At 34.2% G+C, this 15,414-nt stretch carries 15 protein-coding genes; 2 read left to right on the top strand and 13 right to left on the bottom strand.

Translation table 11 applies throughout. From position 1 onward, the window contains the following. Window position 1: 1 nt before the first annotated feature. Window positions 2-1,393, top strand: a complete 1,392-nt coding sequence (gene pfkC / locus ACS5L2_RS06170) for an ADP-specific phosphofructokinase (protein ID WP_459201152.1) — start codon at window positions 2-4, stop codon at window positions 1,391-1,393. A 12-nt stretch (window positions 1,394-1,405) separates the two neighbouring features. On the opposite strand, the gene ACS5L2_RS06175 is transcribed toward pfkC, so the two are convergent. The 8 genes from ACS5L2_RS06175 to ACS5L2_RS06210 all read right to left on the bottom strand — a co-directional run bounded on the left by ACS5L2_RS06175 (window position 1,406) and on the right by ACS5L2_RS06210 (window position 9,762). Continuing rightward, window positions 1,406-2,569 (bottom strand): Coenzyme F420 hydrogenase/dehydrogenase, beta subunit C-terminal domain, encoded by a 1,164-nt coding sequence (locus ACS5L2_RS06175; protein WP_459201153.1) that lies wholly within the window; start codon window positions 2,567-2,569, stop codon window positions 1,406-1,408. A 35-nt stretch (window positions 2,570-2,604) separates the two neighbouring features. Beyond that, entirely contained in the window at window positions 2,605-4,629 is a 2,025-nt protein-coding gene (gene fdhF, locus ACS5L2_RS06180; RefSeq protein WP_459201154.1) for a formate dehydrogenase subunit alpha, read from the bottom strand. A gap of 306 nt (window positions 4,630-4,935) precedes the next feature. Then, window positions 4,936-5,388 carry a beta-class carbonic anhydrase gene (locus tag ACS5L2_RS06185; RefSeq protein ID WP_459201155.1) on the bottom strand — a complete coding sequence of 151 codons (453 nt, stop codon included), beginning with the start codon at window positions 5,386-5,388 and terminating at the stop codon, window positions 4,936-4,938. A gap of 20 nt (window positions 5,389-5,408) precedes the next feature. After that, window positions 5,409-5,942 carry a hypothetical protein gene (locus tag ACS5L2_RS06190; RefSeq protein ID WP_459201156.1) on the bottom strand — a complete coding sequence of 178 codons (534 nt, stop codon included), beginning with the start codon at window positions 5,940-5,942 and terminating at the stop codon, window positions 5,409-5,411. A gap of 35 nt (window positions 5,943-5,977) precedes the next feature. Next, entirely contained in the window at window positions 5,978-6,802 is an 825-nt protein-coding gene (locus ACS5L2_RS06195; protein ID WP_459201157.1) for a formate/nitrite transporter family protein, read from the bottom strand. Window positions 6,803-7,037: 235 nt separating this feature from the next. After that, entirely contained in the window at window positions 7,038-7,283 is a 246-nt protein-coding gene (locus ACS5L2_RS06200) for a selenium-binding protein (protein WP_459201158.1), read from the bottom strand. 175 nt (window positions 7,284-7,458) lie between these two features. Beyond that, window positions 7,459-9,378 (bottom strand): cache domain-containing protein, encoded by a 1,920-nt coding sequence (locus tag ACS5L2_RS06205; RefSeq protein WP_459201159.1) that lies wholly within the window; start codon window positions 9,376-9,378, stop codon window positions 7,459-7,461. A 24-nt stretch (window positions 9,379-9,402) separates the two neighbouring features. Further along, a complete protein-coding gene (locus ACS5L2_RS06210; protein ID WP_459201160.1) occupies window positions 9,403-9,762 on the bottom strand; it encodes a response regulator transcription factor in 360 nt (119 codons plus the stop codon). A 220-nt stretch (window positions 9,763-9,982) separates the two neighbouring features. Here ACS5L2_RS06210 and ACS5L2_RS06215 point away from each other — a divergent pair, with 220 nt between their 5' ends. Then, window positions 9,983-11,386 carry an FIST N-terminal domain-containing protein gene (locus ACS5L2_RS06215; protein ID WP_459201161.1) on the top strand — a complete coding sequence of 468 codons (1,404 nt, stop codon included), beginning with the start codon at window positions 9,983-9,985 and terminating at the stop codon, window positions 11,384-11,386. A 26-nt stretch (window positions 11,387-11,412) separates the two neighbouring features. Here the strand turns inward: ACS5L2_RS06215 and ACS5L2_RS06220 are convergent, their stop codons facing one another. The 5 genes from ACS5L2_RS06220 to ACS5L2_RS06240 all read right to left on the bottom strand — a co-directional run bounded on the left by ACS5L2_RS06220 (window position 11,413) and on the right by ACS5L2_RS06240 (window position 15,402). Next, on the bottom strand, window positions 11,413-12,174 hold the full coding sequence (locus ACS5L2_RS06220) for a 4-phosphopantoate--beta-alanine ligase (protein ID WP_459201162.1): 762 nt from the start codon (window positions 12,172-12,174) through the stop codon (window positions 11,413-11,415). Window positions 12,175-12,236: 62 nt separating this feature from the next. Next, entirely contained in the window at window positions 12,237-13,379 is a 1,143-nt protein-coding gene (locus ACS5L2_RS06225; protein ID WP_459201163.1) for a class I SAM-dependent rRNA methyltransferase, read from the bottom strand. 50 nt (window positions 13,380-13,429) lie between these two features. Beyond that, window positions 13,430-14,077 carry a fructose-6-phosphate aldolase gene (gene fsa, locus ACS5L2_RS06230; RefSeq protein WP_459201164.1) on the bottom strand — a complete coding sequence of 216 codons (648 nt, stop codon included), beginning with the start codon at window positions 14,075-14,077 and terminating at the stop codon, window positions 13,430-13,432. 75 nt (window positions 14,078-14,152) lie between these two features. Next, window positions 14,153-14,764 (bottom strand): DUF2119 domain-containing protein, encoded by a 612-nt coding sequence (locus ACS5L2_RS06235; protein WP_459201165.1) that lies wholly within the window; start codon window positions 14,762-14,764, stop codon window positions 14,153-14,155. 32 nt (window positions 14,765-14,796) lie between these two features. Continuing rightward, window positions 14,797-15,402, bottom strand: coding sequence for an IMP cyclohydrolase (locus ACS5L2_RS06240; protein WP_459201166.1), 606 nt, complete (start codon window positions 15,400-15,402; stop codon window positions 14,797-14,799). Between the last annotated feature and the right edge of the window lie 12 nt (window positions 15,403-15,414).

Consider the following 15,414-nt stretch of genomic DNA (forward strand, 5'->3'; position numbering starts at 1 on the left):
TATGGAATTAATAAACCATTTTAAAGACTTTTCAAACGTTTCCATCTTTTTAGCATACAATGTAAACGTTGATGCACTCAAATACCTGTCAAATTCACCAGATATTGAAAAATTAAAAAAAGATTTCAGTGATTCAGAAATAAACTTAAAAATCGAGGAATATCCTCGAATAATTGAAAAACCAATAGATTTTGTTGCAAGACTAATTCACGCAATGGAATCTGGAAAACCTGCAGAAGTTCCATTAAAAAATAACACAGAAATCGACAGCTTTTTTAATAATTTAAAGTATACCGAAGAGAGAATCGGAGGGCAGGTTGGAATAATATCAAATTTACTCTCAATTTTAAATTTAAAAAAAATAATTTTCTATTCACCAATTTTAGCAAAAAAACAAGCTGAAATGTTTGAAAATAATGAAAATTTAGTATTTCCCAATATTACGAATGGAAAACTAGTTTTAAAAAAACCGATTGACTCTTTTAAAAACGATGAACTCAAAATTAACAGGATTTTTGAATATAAAGAAGATATCGAATTTCATCTAAACGATGAAAAAATTATAACTCCTCAAAGTAACAGGTTTATCGTTGCTTCTCGCCCGGAAAATTTGCGAATTGAAATAAAAGAAGAATTGAAACCGTATCTACCGGAAGTTGGAAATTTAGTTGATTGTGCAATAATTTCAGGAGTTCAAGCAATAAAAGAAGAATATTCTGATGGATTAACTGCAGAATACTACTTAAATCAAGTTAAAGAAGATATAAAATCGTTAAAAAAAGAAAATAAAGACTTAAAAGTCCATTTTGAATTTGCATCGATTCAAAACACTGCAATGAGAAAAAAAATTGCAGAATCTATCTTGCCTGAAGTCGACTGTGTTGGAATGGATGAAACTGAAATTGCAAACATAATCCACGTTTTTGGATATGAAGATTTAAGTGAAGGAATTTTAAAACACAGCAAAATCGAAGATGTAGTAAAAGCTTCAAAAATACTTCTTGAAAAGTACGATTTAGAAGGAATGCAGGTACATACAATGTACTATATAATGTACCTATGTAAAAAAGGCGGCATTTTGAGTGATGAATCTTTAGAAAAAACTCTCGAATTTGCAACAATTTTGGCGTCAACAAAAGCAGCCCTCGGGCAGATTTCAAGTATTGATGATTTGAAAACTGGACTTGGAATTCCACATAACAAACACGGCAAAGTGCTAAAAGAGATAGTTGAAAAACTTTCAAAAGAAAAAGAATTAGAGGATTATAGAATTATTTTAGTTCCTTCAAGAATCGTTGAGAACCCAAAAAGTACCGTTGGACTTGGGGATACTATTTCAGCAGGTGCTTTTGTGAGTTATATTTCAGAACTAAAAAAATTAAAAAATAAATAATTAATAAATAATTTATTGGGTTGGGCATGAGCCTCCGAGAGCAGGCGGTGCTTCGTCATCAACACCTGGCCTGTACCCGAGCTCTTTTCTTGTTTTTTCCTGAATTTTGTGGAATATTCTTGCAACTGGAATTTCCATAGGGCATACATCTTCACACTGGCCGCAGTTTACACAGCTAAATGCCATGTGTGACATTCTAACTCCTTGGAACATTATTGGATCAGGTGGTATTGATCCTGTATCAATGTAGTCTGCAGTAAGTGCGCATTCTCTACAGAAACATACTGGACATACATCTCTACAGCCGTAGCACTTTATACATTTATTCCATTGCCTGTTCCACTCTTCAATCGTTGGATATTTTTCTTCTAACCATTTATTTTTGTAGTCTTCGCCCATTTTTAACATCGAGCTTTCTACTTTTGCCCTTATTTCGAGTCCTTTTGGATTTGGAGCTTTTGTTTTAACGTAACCCTCTTTTTCTGCATCTTTAAGTAATTGCTTACCTTTTTCAGTGCATACTTCCATGAAGGTATACTTTCCAGCATCGTCTCCGATTACACCCCAGTTTCCAGCAGCAATATCTGCTTTCCTTGGGATTTTTTCGTCACATCTCTGGCAGTTTACTCTTCTTCCGTAGCCGTTGTCTTCGAGATCGTGCATTTTAACTTCTTTGTGGGTGCCGTCTTTCATAACGATTATAAACTTACCCTTGTCGATTTCTTCTTTTACAACGTCTTTTGGATCTACTTCGTAGTATAATTTTATCATTTCCATTGCAGTTTTTGGGGGAACCGTTCCACCACAATTCAATCCAATCATGTAGACATTGTCAAGATTAATCTGTGCTCTTTTTGCAAGTTCAACAATTGCCCTCATGTCGCAAGGTTTTACAGGAACTGCAATTTTTGCATCTTGTAAGTATTCTTTTATAATTCCGCCCCACATTGTAGGAGCGCAGTGTAGAGAACCTGCAGTACTCAACAAATCTTCTGAAGATGTAACAAACGTTGGAATTGCGTCATATACATCAACACCTTTTTTCAAAGCTAAAACACCATCTACAATACCCTTGTCTAAGAGATATTTGAAGAGTGCAGTAACTGCACCACCACATTCTCCTTTTTCGAGTATTGCCGGGTCAGAAGCCTGTACATAATACATTTCATTGCTCATGATATCCCTCGTTTAAAATCCCGATTTTGGGAAAATTATATTTTTTCCACCTTTGCAGCACATACCTTGTATTCTGGGATTTTACAGTTTGGATCCTGAGCAGGATTTGTTAAGATGTTAGCTGCAGTTTCTGCAAAGTGGAATGGCATAAATACAACACCTTGTTTGATATTTGGTGTTACTTTTGCATTTACAACGACTTCGCCCCTACGGGTTGAAACTTTGACTTTTTGTTTATTTCTAATACCCATATTTTCAGCGTCTTCAGGATGAATTTCAACGAATCCTTCGTTTATTTCATCAGCCATGTGCTTACTTCTTCGAGTCATTGTTCCGGTGTGGTAGTGGAAAATGATCCTACCTGTTGTAAGTGTCATTGGATATTCTGAATCTGCCATTTCGTCTGGATCAGCATAATCTATTGCAAAGATATTTCCAAGTCCGTCAGGTGTTAAACATTTTTCACGGTGGAGAATTGGAGTTCCAGGGTCTTCACAAGTTTTACATGGCCAGTGAAGTCCATCTACACCAAGTCTTTCGTAAGTTACACCTGCATATTGAGGAGTTACTTTTGCAATTTCTTGGAATACTTCTTCAGGGGTGTTGAAGTTAAATAAGTCTCCTTGACCCATTTTTTCAGCAATCATTTTTACGATTTTCCAGTCAGCAATTGCTTCTCCAGGGGCTTCTACTGCTTTATGGATTCTTTGAATCCTTCTCTCAGTATTTGAGAAAGTTCCGTCTTTTTCAGCCCATGCAGCACCAGGTAAAACTACATCTGCAACTTGTGCAGTTTCAGTTAAGAAAATATCCTGAACTATCAATAAATCAAGAGTTTTCAATGCGTGTTCAACGTGGTGAATATCAGGGTCTGAAACCATCGGGTTTTCCCCCATTACGTAAATACATTTAACCTGTTCTCCAGCTTTTGCAAGCATGTCTGGAATGGAAAGACCAACATTAGGATCAACAGATGTGTTCCATGCTTCTGCATATTTTTCATGGTTTGCAGGAACTGCCTGGTATCCAGGGAATACGTTTGGAAGTGCTCCCATGTCGCATGCTCCTTGAACGTTATTCTGGCCCCTTAATGGGTTTACACCAGTTCCAGGTCTTCCAATATTTCCTGTAATCATTGCCAAGTTACAGCAAGATTTTACGTTATTTACACCGTGTATGAACTGCGTTATACCCATACAGTAAAGTATCGATGCGGCACCTGCGCTTCCATACATTTTAGCAGCTTCGACTATTAATTCTGGAGCTACGCCTGACAATTTTGACACATATTCAGGAGTATATGTTTCAAGAGTTTTCTTAAGTTCTTCGTATCCTTTTGTCCTGTTTTTGATGAACTCTTCATCAACAAGATTTTCTTTTATGAGTACGTGCATAATACCGTTTAAAACTGCGGTATTTGTACCAGGTAATAGCTGTAAGTACAAATCAGCCTGTTTTGCAGTTGGGGTGTATCTTGGGTCTATTACGATTATTTTAGTTCCTTTTTCTTTTGCACGGATAACTCTCCTTGCAATCAAAGGGTGTTGTTCAAACGTATTTGAACCGATTATGAATATACAGTCTGCTTCTTCTATATCAGAAATTGAATTTGTCATAGCACCTGAACCAAAGGCTTGCCCTAAACCGACCACAGTTGCCGAGTGTCAAAGTCTCGCACAGTGATCAACATTATTAGTTTTCATTACTGTTCTTGCAAATTTTTGAAATACATAGTTGTCTTCATTGGTACATCTTGCAGATGAAAAGAATCCGATTTCTTCAGGGGAATAATTCTGCAATTTACCAGAAATCAATTCGATTGCTTCATCCCATGATGCTTCAACCAATTCTCCATTTTTTCTGATTAATGGAGTTGTCAACCTATCATCACGGTGTACAAACTCGTGACAATAACTACCTTTAATACAGGTTTTTCCCTCGTTTACAGGGTGTCTTTTAAAAGGATTGGTCCCAACAAGTTTACCATCCTTTACGACGAGGTCCACACCGCAGCCTGTTCCGCAATATGGGCAAATCGTATGGATAAAGTCTAATTCCATTTTTTGATCACCATTTTAGTTATAAAATGGCAAGGTTCGGTTCGATTAAAAAGATGGTGTTCCTAAAACTGGTTCACACCATCTTAGTTGTGCTATTATAATTTATTATGACATGATGGATAAGATTAAATGAATAAATTGAAATATAAAAAATGGTAGATATAGTTAAGTATTTTCTTGTAGGCTATGTAGGCAGATAAAGTTAGGCTATTTTATCTGAACTATTTGGCTAATTTGGCTAGTTAAACTCTAATGGGTTAGATACGGGATGTGTCCGCCAGTCAGGCATCATCCACATTCAAACTTTTAGGCTATTTTTACTAAATCTCCTGTCTCAATATCCATTACATATCCATCGATAGTAATGTCTTTAGGAAATGCAGGGTGGTTTTTCAAAAGTCCAACACCATCTACAACATTGGTTTCTTCGCAGTTCATTCTGCCAAGCCATGCTTCGAAATCAGGCGTGAAATTTGGATTTGCACCTCGCTCTACCATTTTTTCTTTAACTATTTCAAAGTCAGCAGCTGCCATTCCACAATCGGTATGGCCGATAACCATGATATCTTCAACGCCAAGTAGATATACTGCAACTACCAGGGACCTGATTACATCTTCCGTTATCATATTTCCTGCATTTTTGATTACTTTCGCGTCACCTTGAGCTATTCCAAGCTTTTCAGAAAGGAAGTTGACGAGTCTTGTATCCATGCAGGTCACAATTGCGAGTTTCTTCTTCGGTTTTGCATTTTCTCCCAAGTTATAACCTCCATGTACATTTAGATTTTTCGGATACCAATTCCATATATTTTAGGCTTCCAAAGTTTTGGAATACCCATTATTCCGAAAAATTTGTAGTGTTTTGCAACAACTCCATAAAGTTCTATAACGTCTCCTTTTTTTATTCCTTCCGGAACAGGAGAAATTAAGTTAGAGAATATTTCACCAGTATCATCTTTAATTCGAATAGTTGGCTTCGTAGAAATTCCATATATAACTTTATCCAATTTTCCTACGACCTTGACTCTCTGGTTCAATGTATCTTTGGTTATTTCCGATATTTTATATTCCTCAGCATAATGCACATATTCGGGGAGGAGTTGATCTGATAAGTCTTTATTCATCTGAGAAATTTTAATCGGAATTAAGGTTAAACCTAAGATAAATGGAATTGCCATAATCAGTATCCAAATGTTTCTACTAACGTAGAGAGACCACGCAGTAAATACTAAACATATTATCAGCGAAATAAATGCTGAAGGCGTGGTTTTTGCATGTCTTTTTAGATCATTTAAAGATACGTTTAATTGCATTTTAACACCAAAAAGATGAAGAATATTCTTCATCTTTAGATTTTTTTACCGTATGCGAACTGGTAGATCATTGATACGAATACAACTGCACCGATGATGTTTCCAATTGTTACTGGAATGATATTCCAAATCCACCAATCTGCAACAGTTACTGATGCACCGAGCATCATACCTGCAGGGATGAAATACATGTTTGCCACACAGTGCTCAAAGCCTGTTGCAACGAACGCCATGATTGGGAACCATATCATGAAGAATTTACCAAGAATACTTGTTGAAGCCATTGAACCGATAACTGCAAGGTTAACTAACCAGTTACAACCAATACCTTTAACAAGTGCTGCAAGCCATCCCATTGACCCTGCTGCCATATATGGTAAAACTTTAGCTTGAGCCGTGCTTATTGCGCTTTGACCAAATGCATTTACAGTAGCTTCACCAGTTACTGAATCAAATGACCTCAATGGACCAAACGCCATCATTGAAGCGTATATTAAGGAACCAATAAGGTTACCAATGTAAACATAAATCCATACTTTTATTAACTGTGCATATGACGCCTTTTTCTGGAAAACGGCTACAGGCAATAACATCATATCTCCTGTAACAAGTTCCATACCGGTTAAGATAATCAAGATCAGCCCCACGGGGAATACTGCGGCTGCCATGAATTTACCTAAACCAGCACCCATTGCTGCACCAATACCTGTTCCTACAACGGTAGCGAGTCCACCACCCATTGCAATGTAAGCACCGCCCATAACTCCTCTAACAAGAAGTTGGCTTGGAGCGAGATTTCCTTTTACCTGACCTGCATTTCCTGCAAGTTCCACCATTTTGTCGGGTGGGTTTACATCCATGATATTACCTCCATGTGAATATTGTGGTCTTGTGGGGTACTACCACCACATATGTATCTATTATATATTATAGTTATCGGTTGAAAATATATCATAAAGGTTAAATACTTCTTTATAGTCCAAAAAAAGGGTAATTTATAGAAATTAAATAATAATTTTTGTTAATCAATATTAATTAACTTCAGGCGGTTGAAATTTTTTAGTAGATTAACTTTAAAAAAAATAAAAATCAGATTTATGCCATTGTGAACTGGCCTTCATCTGCTTTAACTGCGGTACCGTATCCTAAATATTTACCATCTGCGCAAGTAATTCTAAAAGCGACTAATCCCATACCACCTTTAGCAAGTACCTGTTCTTTTAATTCTTCAACGATAGCGTCTACGTTATCGGATACTGCAGAGACTATGCCCATATAGTACAGCCCGAGTCCGGGAATGTCGTCTGCAGTAGTAATTATGAACTTTCCTTCAAAAACCATAAGGACACCTCTTAGATATACGCGCCCCACAAAACCGTTTATAAATTTGATATTGAAAATATATATATTTTATTATCTGAATATCAATAATAAAAATTGTAAAATAAATATTAAAAGATAATTTTCTTAAGTTCAAAAAAATAAAATATTTTAAAATAAAAAGTAATTATCGGGGTTATTTTTGTCCATTAGACACGGGAAGGAGTATATGGAATGTACTTCCCTTTCCAAGTTCACTTTCAACCCAGATCGAACCTTTGTGTGCTTCAACAATGCTTTTACAGACTGCAAGGCCAAGACCTGACCCACCTTTTTTCCGTTTTGTTGAAGAATCAACCTGGTAAAACCTGTCAAATACTTTTACCATGTCTTTTTTAGGAATACCTGCTCCGCGATCTGTTACTTTTAAATGAACGTGTTCATTTTCTAAAACACCACTTACAAGTATCGATTCATTTGCAGGACTGAATTTTATCGCGTTTTCAATCAAATTCGTGAGAACCTGGGTAATCCTATCCTTATCTGCTTCAAGATTAATTCCTTCAACTTCACTGTTTAATTTAATATTTTTTTCAGTTGCAAGAGGTTTTAAGTATTCTATAACGTCGCCAACAATTTCCCGGATATTTACTTTTTCCCGATACATTTCGAGTTCTCCACGCTCTATTTTTGAAAGGTCAAGCATGCTCTCGATTAACCGCCTAAGTCTTACAATGTTATCATCTGCAACCTGTAAACACTTTTTCTGGGAATCATTTATTGCACCCATTGTACCATCAAGAACAAGCTCAACGTAGCCTTTTATCGAAGTAAGCGGGGTTCTTAATTCATGTGATACAATTGCAATCAATTCCGATTTTAAATTATCAAGTTCTTTTAATTCATTATATGACGCTTTCAATTCTTCCGCGTGTTTCTTTAGTTTTTCATCGGAAATATTTATCTGCGTTGCCATTTTATTGAATGCTTTTGCAAGTTCACCAAGCTCATCATCGGAATCAACGATAACTTTCTGGTCGTATCTACCGCTACTTACACGCTCAGCACCTTGCTTTAACTGTTCGAGTGGTTTTATTATTCCCCGATTTATAATGTATGAAACCAATAAAGCAATAAATAAACCAATCAATCCAACTACAAAGGTTTGATTTCTAACATCTGCCTGTAGTGCCAAAAACTTACTTTCTGGAGTTCCTACAAAGAGCATTCCTATAATTTTACCATTTGAATCATATATTGGTTCATAAGCTGTTAAATACCATTCATTTACTACAAATGCCCTACCATAATACGTGTTTCCATCTAAAACTACATATTTGTAGACTTCTTCTGAAACAAGTGTTCCAATGGCCCTTCCACCATTATCCTGAACATTTGTAGAAATTCTAACGCCATCTAAAAATATTGTTGTAGCATCTTTTGAAGCGTCTTTTACGGTATCAACAATGGAATAATCTTTGTTTAAAATATCGGCAGCCATTGCAGCTCCAAGTAAGGTTCCATCTTCATCGTAAATTGGTTCGATAGATATCAAAGCCATTGCGCTATCCTGAACGTTTTCTGCTGAATCTATAGAATCTTCAGTTTCTTTTATATCAATATTTACTATTTCACTTACATTTTCATATTTTATCGAATCTTTATCGAGAACTTCTATTGCAGTATAACCTGTACCGTTTACTATCTTTTTAAATAGATTTTCATAAGCTTTATCCCCCATTACATCAGAATTTGATCTTGCAATTACATCTCCATTGCTATTAAAAAAAACTACAAAATCAGGATCAGATGCATCCTTATACGATAAAGCCAGAGTTTTCAATTCAGGTATATCATTAGCCTTTAAAATCTCAACAGTATCATTATTTGAAACAATATACTTGTTTAATGCAGAAATTTTATCCAATTTAAGATTTACTACGCTTTCTGCAGTATTTAAATCATCGTTTATTTTTTCCTGCGCTTGTTTAGTCATTTCTGTGTTTATCGTGTCAGTAGACACCGCACCAAGCATTACTATCGGAATTAATGCCGTAATTATGGAATAAATTATCAATTTAGTTCCCAATCGTTTTATAGGTGGTATTGTGTTCATATAATCCCCTGACAATTATGTAAATTAATTTTTATCAAGTATGGAACTGACCTTTTCCATTAAATCTTCCCTGTCAAAAGGTTTGACGATGCAGTCGTCAACTTTTTTATTGATCGCAGTTTCAAGAGTACTCATCTGTGCATTTGCAGTCAGGACGATTACCGGAGTATTGAAACCATTCTGTCGAATTTTATCTAAAAATTCCCATCCAGTCATTCCCGGCATCATGATGTCGAGGATAATAAGATCGGGATTTTCGTTCACCATTTCAAGCCCCTGGTATCCATCATGTGCTACAATAACATCATAATTATTAATTTCTAAAATAATTTTAACAAGATTTAAGATATCTTCTTCATCTTCAACTATCAAAATTTTTTTCATAACACACACCTAATTTGGGGTTTAAATTATTATAAGTTGTTTAATTTAAAAAAGATAGTTGTGGTACTCGGAACACACATCAAATATATAAATATGACCTTATATAGTAAGCAAAAAAACTATGACCATATAATATTTATAGATTACGAAGCACATTTATATTGTTATTTAAATTACTGGAACTCTAAACTTACTATTTAATCTAAATATTGGTGTTATTGTGGAATTTATCGAATTCGGGTACGGTACTTCAACAGATGAAAATTCTTTAAAAGCAGGGGCTCATGCTGCATCCGATGCACTTAAAATGATGAAAAAGTACTCGGAAAAGCCAAATATAGTATTTTTATACTCATCTCCAGATTACGATCCTGAAGAAGTACTTAATGGTGTTAAATTAATACTTGGGAATACTGTCCACATAGTTGGTGGAAGCTCAAAATTCCAAATTTGTGGCAATAAATTTTTAGAAAACGGAGTTTCGATTGGAATTTTGGGTTCAAAATACTTCAGTACGGGAATGGGGGTTGGACTTGGAATTTCAATAAACCCTAAAGAATCTGGAAAAAAAGCAGTCAAAGATGCAGTTGAAAACCTTGGAATGCTTCCAAAATTGCTTTATGTAATCATAGATTTTTGTAAATGCGAAGAACAAGTTTTAAAAGGGATTGTCGAAGAATTAGGCGTTACAATACCTATTTTTGGAGGAGTTTCGTCAGATGACTTTGAATTTGAACATACTTACCAGTATGGAAACGATGTTTATTTAGACAGCATTGTTTGTGTCGCATTTGGTGGAGACATCGTGCCAAAAATTTCATACAATAACTACGAGTATACAGAAAGTCCTGGAAAACTCGAAAATGTGATTACAAAATCTGAAAAACGCTCAATTGAAGAGATAGGGAAAATTTCTGCTTTGAAAAGATATATTGAGATTTCAGGATATGGTGGAACTGTAAACGACCTTGAAAAAGACCCCAAATTTTATTTGTCCCATCCATTAGGTATTTTAGATACTACTGGAGATATTCACTTAAAAGGGCCCATCTCAATTAAAAACAAAAAATTAATTACTGGTTCAAATATAAGCAGTTCAAATGAATTAAAAATAGAAAATATTGACAAAAAAGCTTTAAAAAATATATTTGAAACAAATACCAATGTTTTGAAAACTACGCAACCACATTATGAGCCTGTTTTTACATTCTGTAATATTTCATCGTTTTTATCAGAAATTGACCCTGAATACATTAAAAAACTGATTGAAACTTCTGATGTAAACCCATTTTTTGGAAGCTCGACTTTTGGGGAAATATCATTTAAAAGATACGGAAATTACTCCATGAGCATGTGCTCTTTTGCACCGGATTTAGTTACAATAAGTGCTAAAGAAGGAATCCACATGTTTACAAAACACCCTGCAACAAAAGAAACACTTTTGAAAATCCACGAACTTGGTGGTTCTGTAAAAGTTGAAGAACTTGCAAAATCGCTTGGAATCCACAGAAGATCTGCATATGATAGAATCGATCCACTCTTAAAATATGGATTTATCGATAAAGATCAAGCAGTAATCACGATTACTGACTTTGGAAAACTGTTACTTAAATTTGAATTTTAAATAAAAAAATAATAAAATAAAAAAACTTAAATTAAATCTACTGACGTTAATCTTTTTGAAATTAAATTCAATATATTTCGCAAATTTTCTTCATTATCGTAGCTTTCAACAATTTTTAAGAGTTCACTTCTGTCCATTTTTTTGTATTCGATTACATATTCTGTGATTAATGGAATACATCTTGTAAGTTCGTCAATTATTGAAATTGTTGATTTTCTTGCAGTTCTTGAAAGAGGGTTTAAATCGATTGCAATTACTGTTTTTCCCATGTTAACAAGTGCTTCAGCCCTGTCGCCATCTTCGAGAGGAACTAATACAACGTCTGCAGTGTAAATTCCAGATTCTGAAACTTTTCCTCTTAAGTGGTCAACTCCAGGAATTTGTTTATCTGCATTATCAATTCCCAAAAGAACGATTCCATTTCCGATATCACTTTCAAATACGTCCTTTATTTTTTCTTCTCGCTCACTTGTTCTATAAAATAAATTAACTTCAATTTTGCCGTTTAATTCTTTTGCTAACTCAACAAATTCGTCTTTTGCTAAAGCTACACTGTTTCCATTTACCGAAATTACAGGATTTTCTGCTAAAACTAAAAGAGCTGCTGAAACTTTTATGGAATTTAGTGCAATGTCAGTCGTGTTTTCCCCAATTAAATAATCGAAAGTTTCGCCCCTTCCATGAGCAATCATTCCGCCTTTTGCCAAAACTCCTGATTCAAATGCTTCCACAATTCTGTCCCGATTTAATAATGATTTGTATCTTGGATGGGATTCTGGTACCATCATGTTCTCACCGAATTTTATTCTCACAATTTTTATTTTTCAAAGATATGCGTTGATCATTTTTATTAGTTTACCACATTGAAGAATAAACACTTTAAATATTCAAGGTCCTTATTTGCCATTGTTATTATGTGATCAGGCGCCTGTGTTCTATAAGCTCCAATTTGCCTTATCTCTTTTTTAGCCCGTATTGATGAAGAAACAATCGTGTTCTTAAAGCTTTCCCTGTCAATGTGGTGCGAACAAGAGCATGTTACAAGTATTCTTTTTGCCAATTTTAATCCCAAATAATTCATTGAATTGTAAGCATTTAATGCATTTTTAATATCTTTTGAAGAATCCGTAAATGCTGGTGGGTCAAGCACTACAACATCAAATTTCTCGTTATTATTAATCATTTCTTTCATTGCATCAAACGCGTTTGAAACTATAAAATTATAATTTTTAACCTCGTTTAATTCCATGTTTTCTTCTGCAACCGCAAGTGCTTTGTCTGACAAATCCACTGCTGTAACATCTCCACCCTTAATTCCCGCATGAACTGCAAAGCCTCCGGTGTAACTACAAACATCAAGCACTTTATCTCCAGGTTTAACATAATTTTCAAGGTCAATTCTATTGTCCCTTTGATCTAAAAAGAATCCAGTTTTGTGGCCTTTCATGTTTACGTTGAATTTAGCATTTCCTTCGGAAATTACAGTTTCAATTTGTGATTTATCGCCAAAAATCTTCGTTTTTACGTCACTTCCCTTTTTACCACTTTGAACATACATCGTTTCAACATCGGTAATTTCAGAAATACATTCAAAAATTAAATCTGAATAACTATCCATGATATTTGATGAAATCTGAATTGAAGCAATTTTATTGTATTTATCAAGAATTATTGACGGTAAATAATCTGCTTCTGCATAAATCATCCTGTAAGTATCTTTATAATTTAATATATCAGTTCTGTAATTATTCGCGTTATTTATCCGTTTAAAAAAGAAATCTTTATCAATTTCTTCATTTTCCCTTGTTAAAATTTTAATTAACGGAAATTTTGGGTCGTAAAGTGCTTTTGCAACGAAATTTCCATTATAAGTTATATCAACAATTTCTTCCGTTTTAGAAAAATCGTCTTTATTAAGTATAGCATTTTTGTAAATTATGTTTGAAAAATTTTTTAAAGACTGATAAGCCCGTTTATCAATTTGAAATGACATAAAAACCACCGGATTTATAAAAAAATCGAAATAAAATAAATTAAAAGAATTTATCTTTTCATGTGTGCATCCCAGTCAGCGAGGAATTTTGCAATTCCATTGTCTGTTAACGGGTGGTTGAATAATTTGTCGAGTACGTCAAATGGAATTGTTGCAATGTCTGCACCCATTTTTGCTGATTCGATAACGTGGATTGGGTGTCTTACTGATGCAACGATAACTTCTGTTTCGATTCCGTATGCACCGAATATCTGCATGATTTCTGAAATTAATAAAAGTCCATCTTGACCGATATCGTCGAGTCTACCCACAAATGGGGAAACGTATGAAGCTCCAGCTTTTGCTGCGAGTAATGCCTGGTTTGCTGAAAATATTAATGTAACGTTTGTTTTTATTCCTTCTTTTGAGAGGATGTTTACTGCTTTCATTCCTTCTTTTGTCATTGGAATTTTGACTACAACGTTTTCTGCAAGTTTTACGAGTTCTCTTGCTTCTTTAACCATTCCTTCTGCATCGAGTGCAATTACTTCTGCACTTACCGGGCCTTCAACGATTGAACAAATTTCTTTGATTACTTCGTAGAAGTCTCTTCCTTCTTTTTTGATTAAACTTGGGTTTGTTGTAACTCCATCAACTAAACCAAGTGCGTTAAATTCTTTAATTTTTTCAACGTTTGCAGTGTCTAAAAAAAACTTCATCCTTTCACCATTTTGTGTTTCGCTTTTATTAACGTTATAAATAAAGATATTTATAAGTAATGTAGCTTGAAAATTTTATAAAAAGGTTAGATTAAATTCATCGGCAAGCCATTTTGCAGTTTTCGCACCTTTTGGATATTTATTAAAAATTTTTTCAATCATTTCATTTCTATCTTTTGAAGTTATTCCAAATTCCAAAATTTCAAGTACTTGTTTTTCAACTTCCAAAACCTTCCAGTTTGGAACTTCGATAGTCATGCAAAAATCAGTATTTTTAAATTTTTCTCGCAGTATTGGAGAAATTGATGCCATCAAAACTCCATTATTTAAATCAACGAATGGAGGAATTCCTTTTAAATCGACTCTTTTTAATTCTGTTAAATTAGAATAAGATTTTTCAGAATACGAATGGATTTCAAAATAAAATTCAGGTTTATATTTTTCAATTAATTCTAAAAGAGATTTTCCTTCATCTGTTTCGTAGTATTTTGGATTTAGAGTTGAATAGTACTTTGAATTTTTTACAAGTTCGGGGACAATTATTACGTTTCCAGAAACTTTTAAATTTAAAATATTTTTTTGTAAATTTTCTAAAACCTGTGAGGTGTATTTTGATTCATTCCCATGAATTCCTGATAAAAAAAGCTTTTTTGGACAGTTATTTTCAAAATTATTGTAAATTTTCAAAATTTCACCAAAAAAGTTAAAAAAATAAAAAATTAAAGTGTTGCAAGCTTAAATCCATCTTTTACTAAGACTGTTGCTGCAGTTACAGGTTTTTCAAATTCTTCGTAGTCCATTACAAATTTAGTTACTTCTTCTGCTGTTTTTCCAGTAACTGAAATTATTTGATGTTCAGTAATTTTACATGCTTCGTAGACACTCAAATAATACGCTTTTCCAGCTTCAAGTTCCACTTTTTTAATTCTAACGTCATTTTCACTTACATAACCCATGTATGCGCTGTCTTTTGTTATAACTACTGCGATTCTTGGAGTGTTGTAGTCGTCTTTTTCATAATCCATTGTTAATAATGAATATGATAAAGCATCCCTTATTGGAAGTCCAAGCTTAATTTTGTCTGCAATTATATCCGTGTGTGAGCCATTTGTAGCTACTGCAACGTCGCCTACAAGTTTTACGCAGTTGTATGTAATGTATGGATTTTTAAACATTTCTTCCAAATCTTTTGGTAAAATTGCAACTGTTTCATCATTCATTACTTTTGCAACCCGGTTTGGAAAGCTCCTGCTTGAAACCCTGTATGTAACAAAAGGATTTCCTTCATCTGTTTTTCCAAGAACTAAAAATCTACCAATATACATCAAACCACCTGA

Source organism: Methanococcus mangrovi (assembly GCF_054506835.1).